Here is a 19,502-nt window from a genome sequence, read left to right as displayed (position 1 = left end):
CCTATGCAGTTGATTGTTTTTGTTGTGGGCGCAGCGGTCGATTCGACGTCCGGATCAGGTAAAAACCCGGAAAAAGCTGACGATGACCCTGGTTTCCCTGCAATGTATGGCGTTGGTCAGGGCGGTAAAATATCGCAGGCACACTGTTTACATAGATCCACACCTATGTGATTGAACATCGGGAGCGCCCATGCTGGGAACTGTAACGGAGCTGGATCTGCGCTTGATCCGGGTATTTCTCACCGTCGTCGAGGCCGGCGGGATTTCGGCGGCGCAAACCGCCCTCAACACCACGCAACCGACCATCAGCGCGCAGTTGGCGACGCTTGAGGCGCGGGTCGGTTTTCGTCTGTGCGAACGTGGCCGGGGCGGATTTTCGGTGACGCCCAAGGGTGGCCAGTTTGTCGAGGCGGCCCGGCGCTTGCTTGCGGCAGCCGAAGGCTTCCGGGTTGAAGTCCAGCACATCAACCGCAAAGTCTCGGGCAACATCAACATCGGCCTGCTCGGGCAAATCGACCCGGTGGCCAACAAAAAAATCGGCCTGGCCATTGCGCGCCTGCGGGCCAGGCACGAAGGGTTGTACTTCCACTTCACCGAACTGTCGTCATCGCTGCTGGAAGAGAAAATCATCAACAGCCACATCGACCTGGCCATCGGTTATTTCTGGCACCGCTTGCCCAATATCGACTACTTTCCGCTGTTCCAGGAAACCCAGATCGCCTACTGCGCGCCGTCTCATCCGCTATTCAGCCAGGTGGGCGCACTGACCCGGGACGATGTCAGCCACTACGACTGGGTCTGGCCAAGTCATCCCTTGCCGGAAATGCCGGCACCCACCTCCATCGAACGCCTGACGGTGCTGACCGACAGCATGGACGGTGCCGCCCTGCTGATTCTGTCGGGCCAACACCTGGGTTTTCTGCCACAGCACTATGCGGCACGGCATGAACAACTGGGGCAACTGCACCCGCTCAACCCCGAGTTGCTGCGCTATGAGGTGGGTTTCCATGCGGCGGTGCGGCATTCATCGCGGCAGCGCGATCTGGTCAGTGCCTTCCTGAATGAATTGATCGACATCTTTGGCGCGTCCTAGATCAATCGGCGGGTGTTGGCGACCTGATTGGCATTGGCGCAAGACCTGAGGGAGCGAGCTTGCTCCCACAGGGAATGTGGTGGTTTCAGGGGCGGATATCGTTGGCCGGGACGACGTCGATCCGCGCGACCGCGCTGGTCAGGTGCGCCAGATCCTTGTTGTGTTCGGCAATGATGTCTTCTGCGGCCATATTGCCGTTGTCGACGGTGGAGTGGGCATCGGCCGCGAGCACTACGTCGTAACCCAGTTTCAGTGCCTGGCGCACGGTGGCGTTGACGCAGTAATCGGTTTGCAGACCACAGATGATCAGGCGGCTGACGTCCAGCTCCTGCAACTGGTCATGCAAGTGGGTCTGGTAGAACGAATCGGGGGTGGTCTTGCGTACGCGCAGGTCCTGGGGCGCGGTTTGCAATCCTTCGGCGAGTTGCCAGCCTTCGGCGTTATACGCGAGGGGGCTGCCCTTTTCTTCATGCTGGATCAGCACCACGGGGAGCCCTTTGTTTCGGGCTTTGGCACTGAGGCCGTTGATGCGGTCGATGACTCGCTTGATCTGGAAGCACTCATACTCGCCGGAGCACAAGGCCTGCTGGACGTCGATGATTAACAGTGCGGTAGTCATGGTTCCTTCCTTGAAAAGTCAGTGGAACAGGGACGAACATAAGTCCGTCCCCGTCCAAACACAAGACTCAATAACCCAGCGACAGCCCGGTGTTACGCCGTGGATCGTTGGCGCCGTAGAAGCGGTTCTTGCCCACCGGTTTGCCGTCCAGGGACGGCGCGCCGACAAGAATCGCTGCCAGGTGGTTGGCGTCCTGCGGCCCGGCAAACTTGTGGCCCCAGCTTTCGAGGATCTTCACCGTATCCGGGCTGGTGGTGAAGGCTTCGAGGTTGGTTTCCTCCGGCAACCATTGCTGGTGGAAACGTGGCGCATCGACCGCTTCCTGGATGTTCATGCCGTAGTCGATGACGTTGAGCATGGTCAACAGGGTCGCGGTGATGATGCGGCTGCCGCCGGGGGTACCGACCACCATCACCACTTTGCCGTCCTTGGTGACGATGGTCGGGCTCATGGATGACAGCGGCGCCTTGCCGGGGGCGATGGCGTTGGCTTCACCCTGGACCAGGCCATACATGTTCGGCACACCGATCTTCGAGGTGAAGTCGTCCATTTCGTCGTTGAGAATGACCCCTGTTTTACTGGCCATGACCCCGGCACCGAACCAGTCGTTGAGGGTGTAGGTCACCGACACCGCGTTGCCCCATTTGTCGACGATGGAGTAATGGGTGGTGTTGTTGCCTTCATGGGGCGCGACCCCAGGCTTGAGCTCGCGGGACACACCGGCCTTTTGCGGATTGATGGCTTCGCGCAGTTTGGTCGCGTAGTTCTTGTCCAGCAGGTGGGCAATCGGGTTCTTCACGAAGTCCGGGTCGCCGAGGTAGCTGTTGCGGTCAACGTACGCGTGGCGCATCGCTTCGATCTGATAGTGCATGCCCTGGGCCGAGTGATAGCCCAGATCCTTCATCGGGTAGCCTTCGAGGATGTTCATGATCTGGCAGATCACTACACCACCGGAGCTTGGTGGCGGGGCCGAGACCACGTGGTAGCCGCGGTAGTCGCACTCGATCGGCGCCAGTTCGCGAGTCTTGTATTTGTCCAGGTCGGCCTGCGTGATGATGCCCTTGTTAGCTTGGCTGGAGGTGACGATGGCATCGGCGACCCAGCCTTTATAGAAGCCGTCGGCGCCCTTCTCGGAGATGGTCCGCAAGGTTTTGCCGAGGTCTTTCTGCATCAGCTTCTGTCCGACCTGCATCGGCTCGCCGTTGCTCAGGAAAATCGAACCGGAATCCTTCATGTCTTTCTTGAACACGTCGGTGGCGTAGTCCAGCAAATCGACATCACCCTGTTCCAGCACGAAGCCGTCTTCGGCCAGCTTGATCGCCGGGGCGATCACTTCCTTGCGTGGTTTGGTGCCGTATTTGCTCAGGGCCAGTTCCATCCCGGACACGGTGCCCGGCACGCCGACGGCCAGGTGGCCGCGAGTACTCAGGTCCGGAACAACGTTGCCCGCTTTGTCGAGGTACATGTCGGCGGTGGCGGCCAGCGGGGCTTTTTCACGGAAGTCGAGGAAGGTCTTGCGCCCGTCGGCCAGTTGAATGGTCATGAATCCGCCGCCGCCCAGGTTACCGGCGGCGGGATAGACCACCGCCAGCGCATACCCCACCGCCACGGCGGCATCGACGGCGTTGCCACCGCTCTTGAGCACATCCACGCCCACATGGCTGGCCAGATGCTGGGCAGTGACCACCATGCCGTTTTCGGCCGCGACCGGGGCTACGGAGGCGGCATGGGCCATCAGGCAGCTGAGTGCCAGTGAGGTCGCTATCAGCGATTTGGCAAAAGGTTCGTACTTCATCAGTCGGTCTCTTCTTGTTATTGAACAGGGGAACGCTTCAGGAGCCGTAGGCAAGTATGGTCGCGATTGCGTATTGCGCCTCCCCGGCCAGGCAGTATCCTTAACGCCCGTTCAACAATTCGGCGTGGCCTTCGGCATGACTTACACCTGTAGCACCCTGGCGTCCCCGGTCGGTGAGTTGAAGCTGGTGGCGAACGGCTCACGACTGGTGGCCATCCTCTGGGAAAACGACAAGCCGGGCCGGGTACGGCTCGGGCCCATGAGCGACGCACCAGACAACCCGATTCTGCTGCGCACGGCGCAACAACTGCGCGAATACTTCGCCGGCAGCCGCCATCATTTCGAGCTGGATCTGGAGTTTGTCGGCACGCCATTCCAGAAAAAGGTCTGGGCGGCGCTGTTGACCATTCCGTTCGGCGAGACCCGCAGCTACAGCCAGATCGCCGAGCAGATCGGCAGCCCGAGTGCAGTCCGGGCGGTGGGTGCGGCGAATGGCAAGAACCCGATTTCGATTGTCGCGCCGTGCCATCGGGTGATTGGTGCGTCGGGGAAGCTGACGGGGTTTGCCGGGGGGCTGGAGGCGAAGGCGTTGTTGCTCACGCTGGAAGGTGGACGATGGCCAAGCAACGGAATGACCGCCGACCTGTTTGGGTAAACAACGTCTCTGTGGCGACGGAGGTTGCTCCCGCTCCGGTGCGTAGCGCTGGCAAATATTCGCCAGGCACTTAGATTTTCGGGGCCGCTTCGCAGCCCGACGCGGGCAAGCTCGCTCGCCACAGAAGGGGGACGGCTTAAGCCGCGAATATGTTTTTCATCGCCGCATACTGCAACAGCATGATGGTCTTGGCATCGCAGATTTCCCCACGATAAAACGCCTCTAGTGCTTCATCGAAGGCCCATTCCAGCACTTCCAGTTCTTCGGTCTCTTCCTCCAGCCCGCCGCCTTCGCTGACCTTCGACGTCGCATCGTATTCGGCGATGAAAAAGTGCAGTTTTTCCGTCACCGAGCCCGGGCTCATGTAGGCCTCGAACACCGGCTGCACATGGTGCACGCGGTAACCGGTCTCTTCCTCCGCTTCGGCACGAATGCGTTCTTGCGGCGCGGCACCTTCCAACAGCCCCGCCGCCACTTCGATCAGCAGACCGTCGTGGCCGTTGACGAACACCGGCAAGCGGAATTGCCGGGTCAGGACCACGGTTTTCTTTTCGCGGTTGTACAGCAAAATCGCCGCGCCATTGCCACGGTCGTAGACCTCGCGGGTCTGGCGCTGCCACTCGCCGTTGTTGCGTTGATAATCGAAGGTGATTTTCCGCAACAGATACCAGTCGTGGGACAACACCTGTGATTCGAGGATATTGACCCGCTCGGCTGTATTCGACATGACAACGCATCCTGTGTTTTCGAGATTGCGCATCTTAGGTGAAAAAGCCCGGCGTTTGATCCCTCAAACGAGCTGAGCCTTGTATTCCTTCACATAGGCACCAGCCAGGGACTCTTTCTGTTTGTCGTCGAGCAACTTGCCGGCCATCTGGAAGAACTTCTGCTCTTCCTCTTCGAGGTGGTGATGGACTTTATCGGCCAGCTTCTTCGCGGTGGCCAGCCAGGCCGGGCTGGACATTTCGGTCTCGTCCAGCGCCTCCATCATTTCATCCATTTCATGGTGTTCGGCGATCGCATGGCGGCTGAGGTCGACGCCATTGTCGAATTCCATCAACGGGATGTAGAAATGCCGCTCTTCAGCGGTTTCATGGGCCTGGAGTTCGGACTTGAGCTGTTTGTAGGCTTCGACCCGTTGCGGGGTGTCGCCGCTGGTGCGAATCAACGCTTTGGCATAGGTACGTTGGCGTTCGTGGCTTTCGCGCAAGGCTTCGAAAATATTCACGGCGTGTCCTCATGGGCGGCGTTCTGGAATGACGCGCTCTGAGGCTAGACATCTGCGCGCGGGCGACGGTTCCATGGGTGCCGGGGATAGATCAATCGCCGCGACCAAGATAGTCTGCGGCTTCACTGCCATAAGGACATAGCCATGACCCTGCGTATCGAGCTGTCGCCAAACCCCACGGAGGAAGAACGCCAAGCCATCCTGCTGCCACTGCGCGCCTATAACGCCTCGAAGGCCGGTGGTGCCGTGCCCGAGCACATAGCCCTGCTGGTGCGCGATGACAATGACGAAATCCTCGGCGGGCTCTACGCCCGGCTGTTCTACCAGTGGTTGTTCATCGACCTGTTGTCGGTGCCGGAGCAGGCGCGGGGACAGGGCATGGGTACGAAGCTGATGCAGATGGCCGAAGACCTGGCGCGGGAGAGGAAATGCATCGGGCTGTGGCTCGACACGTTCGAATTCCAGGCACCGGAGTTCTACAAGAAATGCGGCTATAGCGAGATCGGGCACATTGCCGACTACCCGCCGGGGTATAAGCACTTCTTTTTTCAGAAGCGCTTGAATGACTGAATCAACACGCCTGGTGTAGGAGCGAGCTCGCTCCTACACGGGTGTGCATCAAGTCACAGGCAGGTCGCCAAGGCCGCCAGGCGCCGCTTGGCGACAAAGTCATCATGCTGAGCGTAGTAGCTCAACACGGTGCCCGAGGCATCGGTGGTCACGTCAACGAACGACTCCGCCGAACGCGTGTAGACGGTAGTTCCGCCCTTCTCGCCCGGCTGCAGGTACGCCGCGGCATCGACGCCGAACACCGCTTCGTCCTGCCAGGAAAACTGCACGCACTGGGCAACGTCCTTGGCCGGCTTGTCCGAGTTCAGGGTTTTGTACGGAGGTTTGCTGCGGGCATCGCTCATCACCGAGCCCGCGCAACCGGCCAGCAACGTCACGGCCAGCGCTACCATCAGAATTCGCATTGCATTCGCTCATCAGGAAAAAGCGGACTGTATCACCGTGGCACGGCGTTTCGTTCTGCTTTACTGCATTTATACCGCGACACCGCGCGATGATTCGCGCACCCTGTCGCGCCCATCGCGTCGCATCGACCCCAACTCTGGAAGCCCAATGACACCCAACGCCGAGTTTTACAAACCGACCACTGAATATGCCGACAAGCTGATCAGCCAGATCGGTCAGACACCCTCCTGGATCGCCAAGCGCATCGGCGTGACCGACAAGCGCATCCGTTACATCCTCGACGGCGAAAGAACCGTCAAGGGTGAAACCACGCCGATCCAGATGACCTACACCGAGCAGTTTGCCCTCGAATGCCTGGCGGCAGCGGCCAAGGCCAGCAAGAAGCAGTCTTCGTAATCACCTACCGAGGCGTGACCATGGCGGCATCCGAACAACAACACGAACAGGCACTGAAACGGTTTCTCGATGAACGCCCCGAGCTGCGCGTCGAGCTCGACAACCTGAATCCACTGCTCGCGCAGGCCAAGGGCGAAACCTTCGCGCAGTATCGCGATGAGCGTTTGCACGAAGCCTTCGAGGCCGAAGCCGAGCGCCTTGGCCTGTTTGCCTGGGAATTGACACTGCTGTTGACCGCCGCCACACCCGAGGACTATCAGGCCCAGCGCCTGGAAGTCCATCGGGAAGTGGCCGAGATGGCCGGGATGGACTGGCTGGAGTATTGCGAGTTATATGGATTGACCCCGTAACGTACTGATCAAGGATGCTTTCGCCGATGCTGCCTTCGTCTTCAAGTACCCACGCCAGTTCCAGACACTTGCACACTCAGAAATGGCGCGGACGTATCGGCCTGACGCTGGTGGCGATGCTCTCGGTGCTGGCCGGCATGACCGATGCCATCGGTTTCATGGCCAGCGGCGACTTCGTGTCCTTCATGAGCGGCAATACCACCCGGATGGCCGTTGCCATCAGCGTCGGCGACCTGGGGCTGAGCCTGCGCCTGGTACTGCTTGTCGCCACCTTCATCTTCGGCAATGCGCTGGGCATCATCGTCAGCCGGCTGGCCGGTCGCCGGGCGTTACCCTTGCTGCTGAGCATCGCCTCGTTACTCTGCGCTGCCGCCGCCTGGCCGTTTGAGTCGCAGCTGCCAGCCCTGCTGGCGGCGATCATCGCAATGGGCATGCTCAACGCCGCCGTGGAAGAGGTCAACGGTTTGCCGGTCGGCCTGACTTACGTCACCGGCGCCCTGTCGCGCTTCGGACGCGGGCTGGGTCGCTGGCTGCTCGGGGAGCGCCGTAACGGCTGGCGCGTGCAACTGATCCCCTGGACCGGCATGTTCGCCGGTGCGGTACTGGGCGCCGCGCTCGAACATCAACTGGGGCTCAAGGCGCTGTTCGCCAGCGGCCTGCTTGCTGCGGGACTGGGGTTGCTGTCGCTGAAGATTCCGCGGCGCTGGCAGTTGGGGTATATGCCGCGTTGACTGCAGTCCGCCATCGCTGGCAAGCCAGCTCCCACAGTAGATCTGCGGCGAACGACGATTATGTGATCGACGCATTACCTGTGGGAGCTGGCTTGCCAGCGATTGGCGGCAACCCGGTCCCCGCAAAAACGCCCTTCGCCGGCCCACGGATAAAGCTTTATCATGGCCGCAGTTTTGCTGATCGAGTCCATCATGAAGTTCGCCATCGCGCTGTTTTCCGCCGCCCATGCGCCCTCCTCGCGCCGTGCCCTGCTGTTCGCCCAGGCCGCGCTGGCCGGCGGGCATGAAATTGTCCGGCTGTTTTTCTACCAGGACGGTGTGTACAACGCCTCCAGCAGCGTGGTCACGCCCCAGGACGAGCAGGACCTGCCCAAGCAATGGCGCGCCTTTGTTTCCGAGCACCAACTCGATGGCGTGGTATGCATCGCCGCCGCCCTGCGCCGCGGTGTGTTGAACGAAGAAGAAGCCAGGCGCTATCAACGTGAAGCCGTCGCCGTCGGCGCGCCGTGGGAATTGTCCGGCCTCGGTCAGCTGCATGATGCGGTTCAAGATGCCGACCGCCTGATCTGTTTCGGAGGTGCTTGAAGTGGCCAAATCCCTGCTGATCATCAGTCGCCAATCGCCCTGGTCCGGGCCGGGCGCGCGCGAAGCGCTGGACATCGTGCTGGCCGGCGGTGCCTTCGATCTACCCATTGGCCTGCTGTTTCTCGATGACGGCGTGTTGCAGCTCGCCGCACGACAGAACGCCAAATCCCTGCAACAGAAAGACCTGAGCGCCAACCTTCAGGCCCTGCCGATGTTCGGTGTCGAGGAGCTGTTTTTCTGTGCCGACAGCGCCGCCGAACGTGGCTTGGACACCCGTGCCCTGTCGCTGGAGGAAGCCCAGTTGCTGACTGCCGACGAAATCACGGCGCTCATTGACCGTTACGATCAGGTGATGACCCTCTGATGTCGACTTTGCATGTGTTGTCTCATTCCCCCTTCGGCGACTCGCGCCTGAGCAGTTGCCTGCGCGTGATCGGCGCCAACGACGCGCTGCTGCTGTCCGGCGACTCGGCCTATGCCTTGCAGCCGGGTACTGCGCCTTGCGCGGTGCTGAACGCTCGCGGCCTGACCCTCTACGTGTTGGCCGAAGATGCCCAAGCGCGGGCCATCGCCGTTCCAGACTGGGCCACGGCCATTGATTACCCGGCCTTCGTCGAGCTGTCGATCCACCACGACAAGGTCAACAGTTGGCTATGAATTCCCTGACAGTCGGCACACGTACCATCGCGCTGGACAAGGACGGTTTTCTGCTCGAACTCAGTGATTGGTCGACTGAAGTTGCCACCGCCCTGGCGGCAGCCGAAGACATCGAACTGACCCCCGAGCACTGGGAAATCCTTGAGCTGCTGCGCAGTTTCTACGCCGAATTCCAGTTGTCGCCGGCCACCCGTCCGCTGATCAAATACACCGCCTTGAAACTCGGCCCGACCAAGGGCAACAGCCTGCACCTGAACCGACTGTTCAAAGGCACCCCTGCCAAACTCGCCGCGAAACTGGCGGGTCTGCCCAAACCGACGAATTGCTTATGACCGACTATCCAGTGCTGACCCTCGAAACGCCCGCCGAACACCCGTTCGCCCAGTTCGTGCGGATTCTCGGCAAAGGCAAGCGCGGCGCCCGCGACCTGACTCGCGAGGAAGCCCGTGAAGCCATGGGCATGGTGCTCGACGGCAAGGTCGAGGACACCCAGCTCGGCGCGTTCCTGATGCTGCTGCGGCACAAGGAAGAAAGCGCCGAAGAAATGGCCGGGTTCACCGAAGCCTTGCGTGAGCGCTTGAAGCCGCCCTCACTGGCGGTGGATCTGGACTGGCCGACCTATGCCGGCAAAAAGCGTCATTTGCCGTGGTATCTGCTGGCGGCCAGGTGCCTGGCGCAAAACGGCGTACGCATCTTCATGCACGGCGCTGGCGCCCATACGGCGGGTCGGCTGTACAGCGAACAATTGCTGGGACAATTGCAGATCCCGCTGTGCCGCAACTGGCAGCAGGTCGGCGAAGCACTGGACAACGGCGGCCTGGCCTTCATGCCGTTGGTGGACTGGGCGCCGCAACTGCAACGCATGATCGACCTGCGCAACACCCTGGGCCTGCGCTCGCCGATCCATTCCCTGACGCGCATTCTCAACCCGTTGGGTGCGCGCTGCGGCCTGCAAAGCATTTTCCACCCTGGCTATCAGGCGGTGCACCGCGATGCCAGCGGCTTGCTCGGTGACACCGCGATTGTGGTCAAGGGCGATGGCGGCGAGATCGAGATCAATCCCGATGCCGACAGTCACCTGTATGGCACCACGGGTGGCGAGAGCTGGGACGAGGAATGGCCGCAGCTGTCGAGCCAGCGCCACGTCAAACCGGCCAGCCTCGACCCCGAACACCTGAAAGCCGTCTGGCGCGGGGATGTGGTCGACAGTTATCCGCAGATGGCCCTGATTTCCACCATGGCCCTGGCGTTACGCGGCCTCGGACAGAGCCGCGAACAGGCGTTCGAAACCGCACAGCGGTACTGGGATGCTCGGGATAAATCGATTTAATCGATCATAACCGCCCAACCTTTGCGCTTTTTGTTCGAACTCATGGGAATAGACTCCACTCCAACGATTATGGGTTGAGGAGTCTGAGCATGGGTTTGTTAGTCGAAGGTCGCTGGCAGGACAAGTGGTACGAAAGCAGCAAGGACGGCGCGTTTCAGCGCGAACAGGCGCAGCGCCGTCACTGGGTGACGGACGACGGCAAGCCGGGACCGACCGGCGTCGGTGGCTTTGCGGCCGAGGCCGGTCGTTATCACCTTTATGTTTCCCTGGCCTGTCCGTGGGCCCATCGCACGCTGATCCTGCGCAAACTCAAGGGCCTCGAAAACCTGATCGACGTGTCGGTGGTCAGCTATCTGATGCTGGAAAACGGCTGGACCTTCGACAAGTCCCATGGCTCGACCGGCGACAAGCTTGATCACTTCGACTTCATGCACCAGCGCTACACCGCCGATGCCGCCGACTACACCGGCCGTGTCACGGTGCCAGTGCTGTGGGACAAGCAACAGCAGCGCATCGTCAACAATGAATCGGCGGAAATCATCCGCATGTTCAATGGCGCGTTCGACGCGCTGACCGGCAATGACCTGGACTTCTACCCGGCGCCGCTACGCAACGAGATCGATGCGCTGAACGAGCGGATTTATCCGGCGGTGAACAATGGCGTGTACCGTGCCGGGTTTGCCACGTCGCAGCAGGCTTATGAGGAAGCGTTCGATGAATTGTTCGCAGAACTGGATCGACTGGAGCAATTGCTGGGTGCCAACCGCTACCTGACGGGGGAATACCTGACCGAAGCGGATATCCGCCTGTTCACCACATTGATTCGATTCGACGCGGTGTATTACGGGCACTTCAAGTGCAACCTGCGGCGGATTGCCGATTTTCCGAACCTGTCGAACTGGCTGCGGGAGATTTATCAGTGGCCGGGCATTGCCGAGACGGTGGACTTCACCCACATCAAGCATCACTACTACGGTAGCCACAGGACCATCAACCCGACCGGCATCGTGCCCAAAGGCCCGAAACAGGACTTCAGCGCGGCCCATGACCGGGCGCGGTTGAGCGGCAAAGGGGTTTGGCGCAGGGCCGGAGTCTGATCTGAACCTTGCGGTGATTTAAGGACGTAATCGCGAGCAGGCTCGCTCCCACATTTGATTTGTGTCGTTCACAAATCCCCTGTGGGAGCGAGCCTGCTCGCGATCGGGGCAACCCGGTTTTCAGACCTGCGCCTGAGCCCCTTCGAACCACGCCAGTTTCTCGCGCAGTTGCACCACCTCACCCACGATCACCAGCGTAGGCGCATGCACTTCATGCTCCGCCACCAGCCGTGGCAGATCGGCCAGGGTGCCGGTAAACACTCGCTGGTTGACCGTGGTGCCCTGCTGGATCAACGCCGCCGGGGTATTGGCGTCGCGACCATGCTTGATCAGCTGTTCGCAGATGATCGGCAGACCCACCAGCCCCATGTAAAACACCAGGGTCTGCGCCGGGGCAACCAGATCGGCCCATGGCAGATCGGTGGAACCGTCCTTGAGATGGCCGGTGACAAACCGCACCGACTGCGCGTAATCACGGTGAGTCAGCGGGATCCCGGCGTACGCCGCGCAACCGCTGGCCGCCGTGATGCCCGGCACGACCTGGAACGGAATGCCTTGGGCCGCCAGTTCTTCGATCTCTTCACCGCCGCGGCCGAAGATGAACGGATCGCCACCCTTCAACCGCACCACACGCTTGCCTTGCCTGGCCAGGTCCACCAGTTGCTGGTTGATCTGGTCCTGCGGCACGGCGTGATCGGCGCGGCGCTTGCCGACATAAACCCGCTCGGCATCACGCCGACACAGCTCGAGAATCGCCGGTGCCACCAAGCGGTCATACAGCACCACATCGGCTTGCTGCATCAGGCGCAGGGCACGGAAGGTCAGCAAGTCGGGATCACCGGGGCCGGCGCCTACCAGATACACCTCGCCGGTCGCCACGGGCGCTTCACCGTCAATTTTCACTTGCAGCAAACGCTCGGCTTCGGCGCCCTGCCCGGCCAGTTGCCGGTCGGCAATCGGTCCCTGGAACACGTCCTCCCAGAATGCCCGGCGCTGTTGCACATCCGGCAACAGGCCTTTGACCTGATTGCGGAAGCGTGCCGCCAGACCGGCCAGTTGACCGTAGGTGGAGGGAATCCAGGTTTCAATCTTGGCGCGGATCAAGCGCGCCAGGACCGGCGCATCGCCGCCGCTGGACACGGCAATCACCAGGGGTGAGCGGTCGACGATGGCCGGGAAGATCACGCTGCACAGGGCCGGCGCGTCCACCACATTGACCGGCACGCAACGCCGATGGGCATCGGCGGAGACTTGCGCGTTCAGCGCTTCGTCGTCGGTGGCGGCAATGATCAGCCCGCAACCGTCCAGGTCCGCCTCGACGTAACCGCGCAGCACGCACTCGCCACCACTGAGGGTGACCAGTTCGCTCAATTGAGTTTCGATTTCAGGTGCGACCACCCGCAGTAGCGCACCGGCATCGGCCAGCAGGCGGGATTTGCGCAAGGCAATTTCCCCCCCGCCGACGACCAACACACGACTGCCGCGAAGGTTATGGAACAGCGGCAGATAGTTCATTCAGCCGATGACCTCGAGGCCACCCATGTACGGCTTCAGCACTTCAGGCACACGGATCGAACCGTCGGCCTGCTGGTAGTTCTCCAGCACGGCCACCAGGGTACGACCGACCGCCAGGCCGGAGCCGTTCAGGGTGTGGACCAGTTCCGGCTTGCCGGTTTCCGGGTTGCGGAAACGTGCCTGCATGCGACGGGCCTGGAAGTCGCCGCAGTTGGAGCACGACGAAATTTCACGGTACTTGTCCTGGCTCGGGATCCACACTTCCAGATCGTAGGTCTTGATCGCGCCGAAGCCCATGTCACCGGTGCACAGTGCAATGGTGCGATAAGGCAGTTCCAGCAGTTGCAGGACTTTCTCGGCGTTGGCGGTCAGGCCTTCCAGCGCTTCCATCGAGGTCGAAGGCTCGACGATCTGCACCATCTCGACCTTGTCGAACTGGTGCTGGCGGATCATGCCGCGGGTGTCGCGACCCGACGCACCGGCTTCGCTGCGGAAGCATGGGGTGTGGGCAACGAACTTGATTGGCAGCTGTTTCGAATCGACGATTTCACCGGCCACGATATTGGTCAGGGACACTTCGGCGGTCGGGATCAGGTACAGATCAGCCTCGCCTTCACGGGCGATCTTGAACAGGTCTTCTTCGAACTTGGGCAACTGGCCGGTGCCTTGCAGCGCCGGGGCCTGGACCAGATACGGCGTGTAAGCCTCTTCGTAGCCGTGCTCGGTGACGTGCAGGTTGATCATGAACTGCGCCAGGGCGCGGTGCAGACGGGCAATCGGCCCGCGCAGCAGGGAAAAACGTGCGCCGGAGAGCTTGGCGGCGGTTTCGAAGTCCAGCCAGCCGAATTTCTCGCCCAGGGCAACGTGGTCCTGAACCGGGAAATCGAACGCGGTCGGCGTACCCCAGCGGCGCACTTCGACGTTATCTTCTTCGTCTTTGCCGACCGGTACGGACTCGTGTGGCAGGTTTGGAATACCGAGCAGGATCGAGTCCAGCTCGGTCTGGATCGCGTCCAGTTCGACCTTGCCGGCACTCAACTCGCCGGCCATGCGCTCGACGTCCGCCATCAACGGCGCGATGTCTTCGCCGCGCTGCTTGGCCTGACCGATGGATTTGGAGCGCGCATTACGTTCAGCCTGCAGGGCTTCGGTGCGGGTCTGGACGGTCTTGCGCTGTTCTTCCAGCGCTTCGATGCGCGCAACATCCAGGGCAAAGCCACGGGATGCCAGGCGGTCCGCTACGTCCTGAAGGTTGCTACGTAACAGTTTGGAATCGAGCATGTCGGTCTCTCGTTATCAAAGTTTGGTCAAGGACAGGCCAGCCCAGGTGGCGAGCAGCCCGCCGAATACGCTGATGGCAGCATAGCCCAGTGCCAGCGGCACCTGCCCGCTTTCAAGCAGGCGCACCGTATCCAGTGAAAAGGATGAAAAAGTCGTCAGCCCTCCGAGGAAGCCGACGATCAACCCGGCGCGTACCTCGAACGGCACCTCCGGGCGAATCAAAAACAGACCGTATAGAAAGCCGATCAGCAAACAGCCCACGATATTAACGGCCAGCGTCGCGGTATAGAAGTGCCGCGGCCAATTAGCATTGACCCAGTTACCGGTGGCGAAGCGCAACAGCGTGCCGGCTATCCCGCCGACGGAAACCGCGATGATCAAGGGAACCACTATTTTCTCCGCTGCCGGGGGCTTAAACGATCCAGTTGCGCCAGGTGATTGAGCTTCTCGCCAATCTTCAATTCCAGGCCGCGTGGTACGGGCTGATAGAAGGGTTGAGGTTCGAGCTCTTCCGGAAAGTAGTCTTCGCCGGCGGCGTAGGCATCCGGCTCATCGTGGGCATAACGGTATTCGTCGCCATAGCCCAGCTGTTTCATCAGTTTGGTCGGGGCATTGCGCAGGTGCAGCGGCACTTCCAGGGAGCCGTGCTCGGTGGCGCTGCGCATCGCGGCCTTGAAACCCATGTACACCGCGTTGCTTTTAGGCGCGCAGGCCAGGTAGGTGATGGCCTGGGCCACCGCCAGTTCGCCTTCGGGACTGCCGAGGCGCTCCTGCACCTCCCACGCCGCCAGGCACAGGCTCAGCGCACGCGGGTCGGCATTGCCGATGTCTTCGCTGGCCATGCGCACCACGCGCCGGGCCAGGTACAACGGATCGCAACCGCCGTCGATCATCCGCGCGAACCAGTACAGCGCGCCATCAGGGTTGGAGCCGCGTACCGATTTATGCAGCGCGGAAATCTGGTCGTAGAACGCTTCGCCACCCTTGTCGAAACGACGACGGGTATCGCCCAGCAGGCTTTGCAGCAGATCGACACCCATTTCGCTGTTGTCTTCGGCGAGGTCCGAGGCGTTTTCGAGCAAATTGAGCAGGCGCCGGCCATCGCCATCGGCGGCCGACAACAGCATCTGGAAGCCTTCATCGCTCAGGGTGAGCTGGCGCTTGCCCAGGCCACGCTCTTCGGTCAGCGCACGCTGCACCAGTTTGCGCAGCGCCGCTTCGTCGAGGCTCTTGAGCACGTAGACGCGGGCGCGGGAAAGCAAGGCGTTATTGAGTTCGAACGAAGGGTTTTCCGTGGTCGCGCCAATGAAAATCAGCGTGCCGTCTTCAACGTATGGCAGGAACGCGTCCTGCTGCGACTTGTTGAAGCGATGCACTTCGTCGACGAAAAGGATGGTGCGCTTGCCGTATTGCCCGGCCTGTTGCTTGGCGATTTCCACGGCCTGGCGGATTTCCTTGACCCCGGCCAACACCGCCGACACCGTTTCGAAATGCGCGTCCGAGACTTCCGCGAGCAGGCGCGCCAGGGTGGTCTTGCCCACGCCCGGCGGTCCCCAGAAGATCATCGAATGCAGGGCACCCTGCTCCAGCGCTTCGCGCAATGGCTTGCCGCGAGCGAGCACGTGTTCCTGACCGACGTACTCGTCCAGATTGGTCGCACGCAAGCGGGCGGCCAATGGTTGGGCAATCGGGGCACTGCGAAACAGGTCCATCACTACCTCTGAAACCTCAATTGGACACCGTCCCCACTGTAGGAGCGAGCCTGCTCGCGATGGACTTACGGGCAGCGCTGGGTGTCAGGCTGCCAGCGTTATCGTTAACGCCCATCGCGAGCAGGCTCGCTCCTACAAGGGTGTTGCGTCTTATTCCTGGATCACGTCCGCACCCTTGGGGATGTCGAACTTGAATTTCGAGGCCGGGATCGGCTCGTTGGCCTTCACGCCGGTGAACAGGATATTGGTGCGCTGACCGACACTGTCAATCAGTTGCATGTCATTGACCAGGCCATTGCGGAACGACAGGCGCAGGCTGTCGAACAAGGTGTCCTTGGTTTTCGGCTTCAAGGTGAAGTCGATCACGCCGCCGGCTTCCTTGGCGCTGATGTCGAAGCTCTGGCTGATCTTGGACACGTCACCGGACAGCAGCAAGGCCGGAGTCTGGGTCAGGCGCTGGTCGAGATTCTTGATGGTGGCCTGTTCCAGATCGGGGTCCCACAGGGTCACTTTCTTGCCGTCGGAGACCATGGTCTGCTCGGCTGGCGCATTGGTGTGCCAGTAGAACAGTCCCGGGCGTTGCAGGGACATCTCACCGGCGGTTTCCTGCAATTGGGTGCCCGTGCCATCAAGGGTCAGCTGGGAGAAACGCGCGGTCAGGGTCTGGGATTTTTCCAGCAGTTGGGTCAGGCGCGCCACGTCCTTTTCATCGGCGTGGGCCGAGAGCGTGGTCAAGGCCAGTACCGGCAGCAGCATGCGGATAAGACGCATGGGAGTCCTCATAACATTCGTGGGAGTGCAGGCGGCGCCTGAAGACGCCGCCCTTCAAAATCAGGTCAGTCGCGCACCGGGCCAGGGGCCAGGACTTCACGCGAACCGTTGGTGTTCATGGACGTCACGACCCCGGCCATTTCCATGGCTTCGATCATGCGCGCAGCGCGGTTGTAGCCGATTTTCAGCTTGCGCTGAACCGCGGAAATGGACGCCCGACGGCTTTCCAGAACGAACTGCACCGCCTCGTCGTACAGCGCGTCGGCCTCCGGATCATCACCGTCACCGCCCCCGCTGCTGCCTTCAAAGCCACTGCCGGCCTCTTCGACACCGTTGAGAATGTCGTCGTTGTACTCCGGCGCACCGCGCAGTTTCCAGGCTTCAACCACCCGATGAACCTCGTCATCGGAAACGAACGCGCCGTGGACACGAATCGGCAGACTGGTGCCCGGCGGCATGTACAGCATGTCACCGTGGCCCAGCAGTTGTTCGGCGCCGCCCTGGTCGATGATGGTCCGGGAGTCGATCTTGCTCGATACCTGGAACGCCATGCGGGTCGGGATGTTGGCCTTGATCAGGCCGGTGATCACGTCCACCGACGGACGCTGGGTCGCGAGGATCAAGTGAATGCCGGCGGCACGCGCCTTCTGGGCGATACGGGCAATCAGTTCTTCAACCTTCTTGCCGACGATCATCATCATGTCGGCGAATTCGTCCACGACCACGACGATGGTCGGCAGCTTTTGCAGCAGCGGCGCTTCGTCGTGGATGCTTTCGCGCTTGTACAGCGGGTCGCTCAACGGTTCGCCGGCGTCCTGGGCTTCCTTGACCTTGGCGTTGAAGCCCGACAGGTTCCGTACCCCCATCTTCGCCATCAGCTTGTAACGCCGCTCCATCTCGGCAACGCTCCAGCGCAGGGCGTTGGCGGCGTCCTTCATGTCGGTCACCACCGGGCACAGCAGATGCGGAATGCCCTCGTAGATCGACAGTTCCAGCATTTTCGGGTCGATCATGATCAGTTTGGCGTCTTCCGGGCCGGACTTGAACAGGATCGACAGGATCATCGCGTTCACACCCACCGACTTACCGGAACCGGTGGTACCGGCCACCAGCAGGTGAGGCATTTTCGCCAGATCGGTGATCACCGGCTTGCCGCCGATGTCATGACCCAGAGCCAGGGTGACCGGCGATTTGAAATTGTCGTATTCGGGTGTCGAGAGTACTTCGGAGAAACGCACGATCTGCCGGTCTTCGTTGGGGATCTCGATACCGACCGTGGTCTTGCCGGGAATCACTTCCACGACCCGCACACTGGTCACGGCCAGGGAGCGCGCGAGGTCTTTGGCCAGGTTGGCAATACGGCTGACCTTGACCCCGGCCGCCGGCTGGATTTCGTAGCGGGTGATCACCGGCCCCGGATGGATCGAGTCCACGGTGACTTCGACGCCGAACTCCTTGAGTTTGATCTCCAGCAAGTGACCGACCGCCGCCAGGGACTCCGGTGAATAGTTGAGCTGTTTCTTTTCCGCAGGATCGAGAATCGAGATCGGCGGCAAGGTGCCTTCCACGGCACTGTCGACGAACAGCGGCGCCTGCTTCTCTTTCTGTACGCGCTTGCTTGGCTCGGGGGCCTTGACCGGGGCCGGCGCGATCACCGGCGGCACCTGCTTCTCGCGCTCGGACATGTGCTTGCTCAGCGCCTGCTCACGCTCGATCAGGCGCTCCTTGACCTTGGCCTGCTCGCGCTTGTCGGTAACGGTCGGCGCGACCACGTCATGCACCCGATCGTCGACTTCTCGCAATTGCGCGACCAGTTGCTTGCGTTCGGTACGGGCCGCCCACCAGCGATTGGCCGCGCCCTGGAACAGCTCGAAAAGGTCGAGGGTGATCTTGCCGGTGAGGTCCATCACCTTGAACCAGGACAGGTCGGTAAACACCGTCAGGCCGAACAGGAACAGCGCGATGAACAGCAGCGTACTGCCCTGGATGTTCAGGGCGTTCTTTGCCAGATCGCCGAGGCTTTCCCCCAGTGCGCCGCCCGCCCCGGCCGGCAGACCGGTCGCGGCATGGAAATGGATGTGCGCCAATGCAGCGCCGGACAGTACCAGAAACACCAGGCCGATCAGGCGCCAGGAAAACAGCCAGCCGCTCCACTGCCATGGCTCATGGCGTTGACGGAATATCTGGTACGTCTTGATCGCCAGCAGCAACGGGAAGATGTAGGCGAAGTAGCCGAGCACCATGAACAGGATATCGGCGCTGTAGGAACCCGCCGGCCCTCCGAAGTTCTGTACGTCATCGATCTTGCTGTTATGGCTCCAGCCCGGATCGTCCTTGCCATAGGTCAACAAGGCCATCATCAGGAACAGGCACAAGGCACCAATGGCGATCAATGCACCTTCCTTGAGTCGGTAGTGCAGATGCTGGCGCCAGAGCGGAACGACGGCTGGTTTAGGTGCTGCGGTGGATTTCTTCAAAACGCTTCTTTTCCTGCGCCTGCGGCGCGTCCATCTGTTGAATGACTATGAAAACTGCCAAAAAAACTGCCCAATCCAGGCAGGTAAAAAAGTTAACGGACGTAACAGGGACTACTTTTAACACTGCGCCTTGGTTTTTATAAACACGAAGCGCAATGCTTATTTTGTTACAAACACTGTTACAGCCAGGCATTGTACGGGTTTGTTCGTCCGATGCCATGCTTGAAACCTTAGC

The 19,502-nt window shown here is 61.0% G+C and carries 24 protein-coding genes; 12 read left to right on the top strand and 12 right to left on the bottom strand.

Features of this window, described 5'->3' with window-relative positions:
• Positions 1-190: 190 nt before the first annotated feature.
• Complete coding sequence (locus tag ACVWYU_RS21985; RefSeq protein WP_090323449.1) at positions 191-1,093, top strand: LysR family transcriptional regulator; 903 nt, start codon at positions 191-193, stop codon at positions 1,091-1,093.
• 85 nt (positions 1,094-1,178) lie between these two features.
• On the opposite strand, the gene ACVWYU_RS21980 is transcribed toward ACVWYU_RS21985, so the two are convergent.
• Positions 1,179-1,712, bottom strand: coding sequence for a cysteine hydrolase family protein (locus ACVWYU_RS21980; protein ID WP_390956649.1), 534 nt, complete (start codon positions 1,710-1,712; stop codon positions 1,179-1,181).
• Between the two features lie 67 nt (positions 1,713-1,779).
• Positions 1,780-3,507 carry a gamma-glutamyltransferase gene (ggt, locus tag ACVWYU_RS21975; protein ID WP_457373652.1) on the bottom strand — a complete coding sequence of 576 codons (1,728 nt, stop codon included), beginning with the start codon at positions 3,505-3,507 and terminating at the stop codon, positions 1,780-1,782.
• A gap of 136 nt (positions 3,508-3,643) precedes the next feature.
• On the opposite strand from ggt, the gene ACVWYU_RS21970 reads away from it, so the two are divergent.
• On the top strand, positions 3,644-4,162 hold the full coding sequence (locus ACVWYU_RS21970; RefSeq protein WP_457373651.1) for a methylated-DNA--[protein]-cysteine S-methyltransferase: 519 nt from the start codon (positions 3,644-3,646) through the stop codon (positions 4,160-4,162).
• A gap of 136 nt (positions 4,163-4,298) precedes the next feature.
• On the opposite strand, the gene ACVWYU_RS21965 is transcribed toward ACVWYU_RS21970, so the two are convergent.
• Both ACVWYU_RS21965 and ACVWYU_RS21960 read right to left on the bottom strand, forming a co-directional pair.
• The gene (locus ACVWYU_RS21965) at positions 4,299-4,889 is read right to left on the bottom strand and encodes an NUDIX domain-containing protein (RefSeq protein WP_457373650.1); all 591 of its coding nucleotides are present in this window, start codon (positions 4,887-4,889) and stop codon (positions 4,299-4,301) included.
• Between the two features lie 63 nt (positions 4,890-4,952).
• On the bottom strand, positions 4,953-5,390 hold the full coding sequence (locus tag ACVWYU_RS21960; RefSeq protein WP_457373649.1) for a hemerythrin domain-containing protein: 438 nt from the start codon (positions 5,388-5,390) through the stop codon (positions 4,953-4,955).
• Between the two features lie 144 nt (positions 5,391-5,534).
• Here ACVWYU_RS21960 and ACVWYU_RS21955 point away from each other — a divergent pair, with 144 nt between their 5' ends.
• Positions 5,535-5,960: a GNAT family N-acetyltransferase gene (locus ACVWYU_RS21955; RefSeq protein ID WP_090323457.1), complete on the top strand. Its 426-nt coding sequence runs from the start codon at positions 5,535-5,537 to the stop codon at positions 5,958-5,960.
• Between the two features lie 53 nt (positions 5,961-6,013).
• On the opposite strand, the gene ACVWYU_RS21950 is transcribed toward ACVWYU_RS21955, so the two are convergent.
• Entirely contained in the window at positions 6,014-6,364 is a 351-nt protein-coding gene (locus tag ACVWYU_RS21950; RefSeq protein ID WP_247256159.1) for a hypothetical protein, read from the bottom strand.
• 148 nt (positions 6,365-6,512) lie between these two features.
• Between ACVWYU_RS21950 and ACVWYU_RS21945 the strand changes: the two genes are divergently transcribed.
• The 9 genes from ACVWYU_RS21945 to ACVWYU_RS21905 all read left to right on the top strand — a co-directional run bounded on the left by ACVWYU_RS21945 (position 6,513) and on the right by ACVWYU_RS21905 (position 11,511).
• Positions 6,513-6,761 (top strand): hypothetical protein, encoded by a 249-nt coding sequence (locus tag ACVWYU_RS21945; RefSeq protein ID WP_034146936.1) that lies wholly within the window; start codon positions 6,513-6,515, stop codon positions 6,759-6,761.
• A gap of 20 nt (positions 6,762-6,781) precedes the next feature.
• Positions 6,782-7,111 (top strand): DUF6388 family protein, encoded by a 330-nt coding sequence (locus ACVWYU_RS21940; RefSeq protein WP_113194442.1) that lies wholly within the window; start codon positions 6,782-6,784, stop codon positions 7,109-7,111.
• Positions 7,112-7,137: 26 nt separating this feature from the next.
• The gene (locus ACVWYU_RS21935; RefSeq protein ID WP_090323460.1) at positions 7,138-7,842 is read left to right on the top strand and encodes a YoaK family protein; all 705 of its coding nucleotides are present in this window, start codon (positions 7,138-7,140) and stop codon (positions 7,840-7,842) included.
• 192 nt (positions 7,843-8,034) lie between these two features.
• Positions 8,035-8,427, top strand: coding sequence for a sulfurtransferase complex subunit TusD (tusD, locus tag ACVWYU_RS21930; protein WP_457373659.1), 393 nt, complete (start codon positions 8,035-8,037; stop codon positions 8,425-8,427).
• Between the two features lies 1 nt (position 8,428).
• The gene (tusC, locus tag ACVWYU_RS21925; RefSeq protein WP_390956652.1) at positions 8,429-8,791 is read left to right on the top strand and encodes a sulfurtransferase complex subunit TusC; all 363 of its coding nucleotides are present in this window, start codon (positions 8,429-8,431) and stop codon (positions 8,789-8,791) included.
• Complete coding sequence (gene tusB, locus ACVWYU_RS21920; protein WP_457373648.1) at positions 8,791-9,084, top strand: sulfurtransferase complex subunit TusB; 294 nt, start codon at positions 8,791-8,793, stop codon at positions 9,082-9,084. Before tusC ends, tusB begins: the two co-directional genes overlap by 1 nt.
• Positions 9,081-9,416, top strand: coding sequence for a TusE/DsrC/DsvC family sulfur relay protein (locus ACVWYU_RS21915; protein ID WP_248915389.1), 336 nt, complete (start codon positions 9,081-9,083; stop codon positions 9,414-9,416). Before tusB ends, ACVWYU_RS21915 begins: the two co-directional genes overlap by 4 nt.
• A complete protein-coding gene (locus ACVWYU_RS21910; protein ID WP_457373647.1) occupies positions 9,413-10,414 on the top strand; it encodes a glycosyl transferase family protein in 1,002 nt (333 codons plus the stop codon). Before ACVWYU_RS21915 ends, ACVWYU_RS21910 begins: the two co-directional genes overlap by 4 nt.
• Before the next feature lie 89 nt (positions 10,415-10,503).
• On the top strand, positions 10,504-11,511 hold the full coding sequence (locus tag ACVWYU_RS21905) for a glutathione S-transferase family protein (protein WP_457373646.1): 1,008 nt from the start codon (positions 10,504-10,506) through the stop codon (positions 11,509-11,511).
• 120 nt (positions 11,512-11,631) lie between these two features.
• Here the strand turns inward: ACVWYU_RS21905 and cysG are convergent, their stop codons facing one another.
• From cysG to ACVWYU_RS21870, 7 genes are all read right to left on the bottom strand, one after another.
• Positions 11,632-13,026, bottom strand: coding sequence for a siroheme synthase CysG (gene cysG, locus ACVWYU_RS21900; RefSeq protein ID WP_390956656.1), 1,395 nt, complete (start codon positions 13,024-13,026; stop codon positions 11,632-11,634).
• Positions 13,027-14,307 carry a serine--tRNA ligase gene (gene serS / locus ACVWYU_RS21895; protein ID WP_090323474.1) on the bottom strand — a complete coding sequence of 427 codons (1,281 nt, stop codon included), beginning with the start codon at positions 14,305-14,307 and terminating at the stop codon, positions 13,027-13,029.
• A gap of 15 nt (positions 14,308-14,322) precedes the next feature.
• A complete protein-coding gene (gene crcB / locus ACVWYU_RS21890; RefSeq protein WP_130211205.1) occupies positions 14,323-14,697 on the bottom strand; it encodes a fluoride efflux transporter CrcB in 375 nt (124 codons plus the stop codon).
• Positions 14,697-16,019, bottom strand: coding sequence for a replication-associated recombination protein A (locus tag ACVWYU_RS21885; protein ID WP_090323478.1), 1,323 nt, complete (start codon positions 16,017-16,019; stop codon positions 14,697-14,699). Before ACVWYU_RS21885 ends, crcB begins: the two co-directional genes overlap by 1 nt.
• 150 nt (positions 16,020-16,169) lie before the next feature.
• Positions 16,170-16,790, bottom strand: a complete 621-nt coding sequence (gene lolA, locus ACVWYU_RS21880) for an outer membrane lipoprotein chaperone LolA (protein ID WP_047527704.1) — start codon at positions 16,788-16,790, stop codon at positions 16,170-16,172.
• A 65-nt stretch (positions 16,791-16,855) separates the two neighbouring features.
• Positions 16,856-19,267 (bottom strand): DNA translocase FtsK, encoded by a 2,412-nt coding sequence (locus ACVWYU_RS21875; protein WP_090323480.1) that lies wholly within the window; start codon positions 19,265-19,267, stop codon positions 16,856-16,858.
• Positions 19,242-19,487, bottom strand: coding sequence for a hypothetical protein (locus ACVWYU_RS21870; RefSeq protein WP_247256168.1), 246 nt, complete (start codon positions 19,485-19,487; stop codon positions 19,242-19,244). Before ACVWYU_RS21870 ends, ACVWYU_RS21875 begins: the two co-directional genes overlap by 26 nt.
• Positions 19,488-19,502 lie beyond the last annotated feature (15 nt).

The sequence above is a fragment of the Pseudomonas sp. TE12234 genome (genome assembly GCF_054061835.1).
This window is presented reverse-complemented; position numbering and strand designations above follow the sequence as displayed.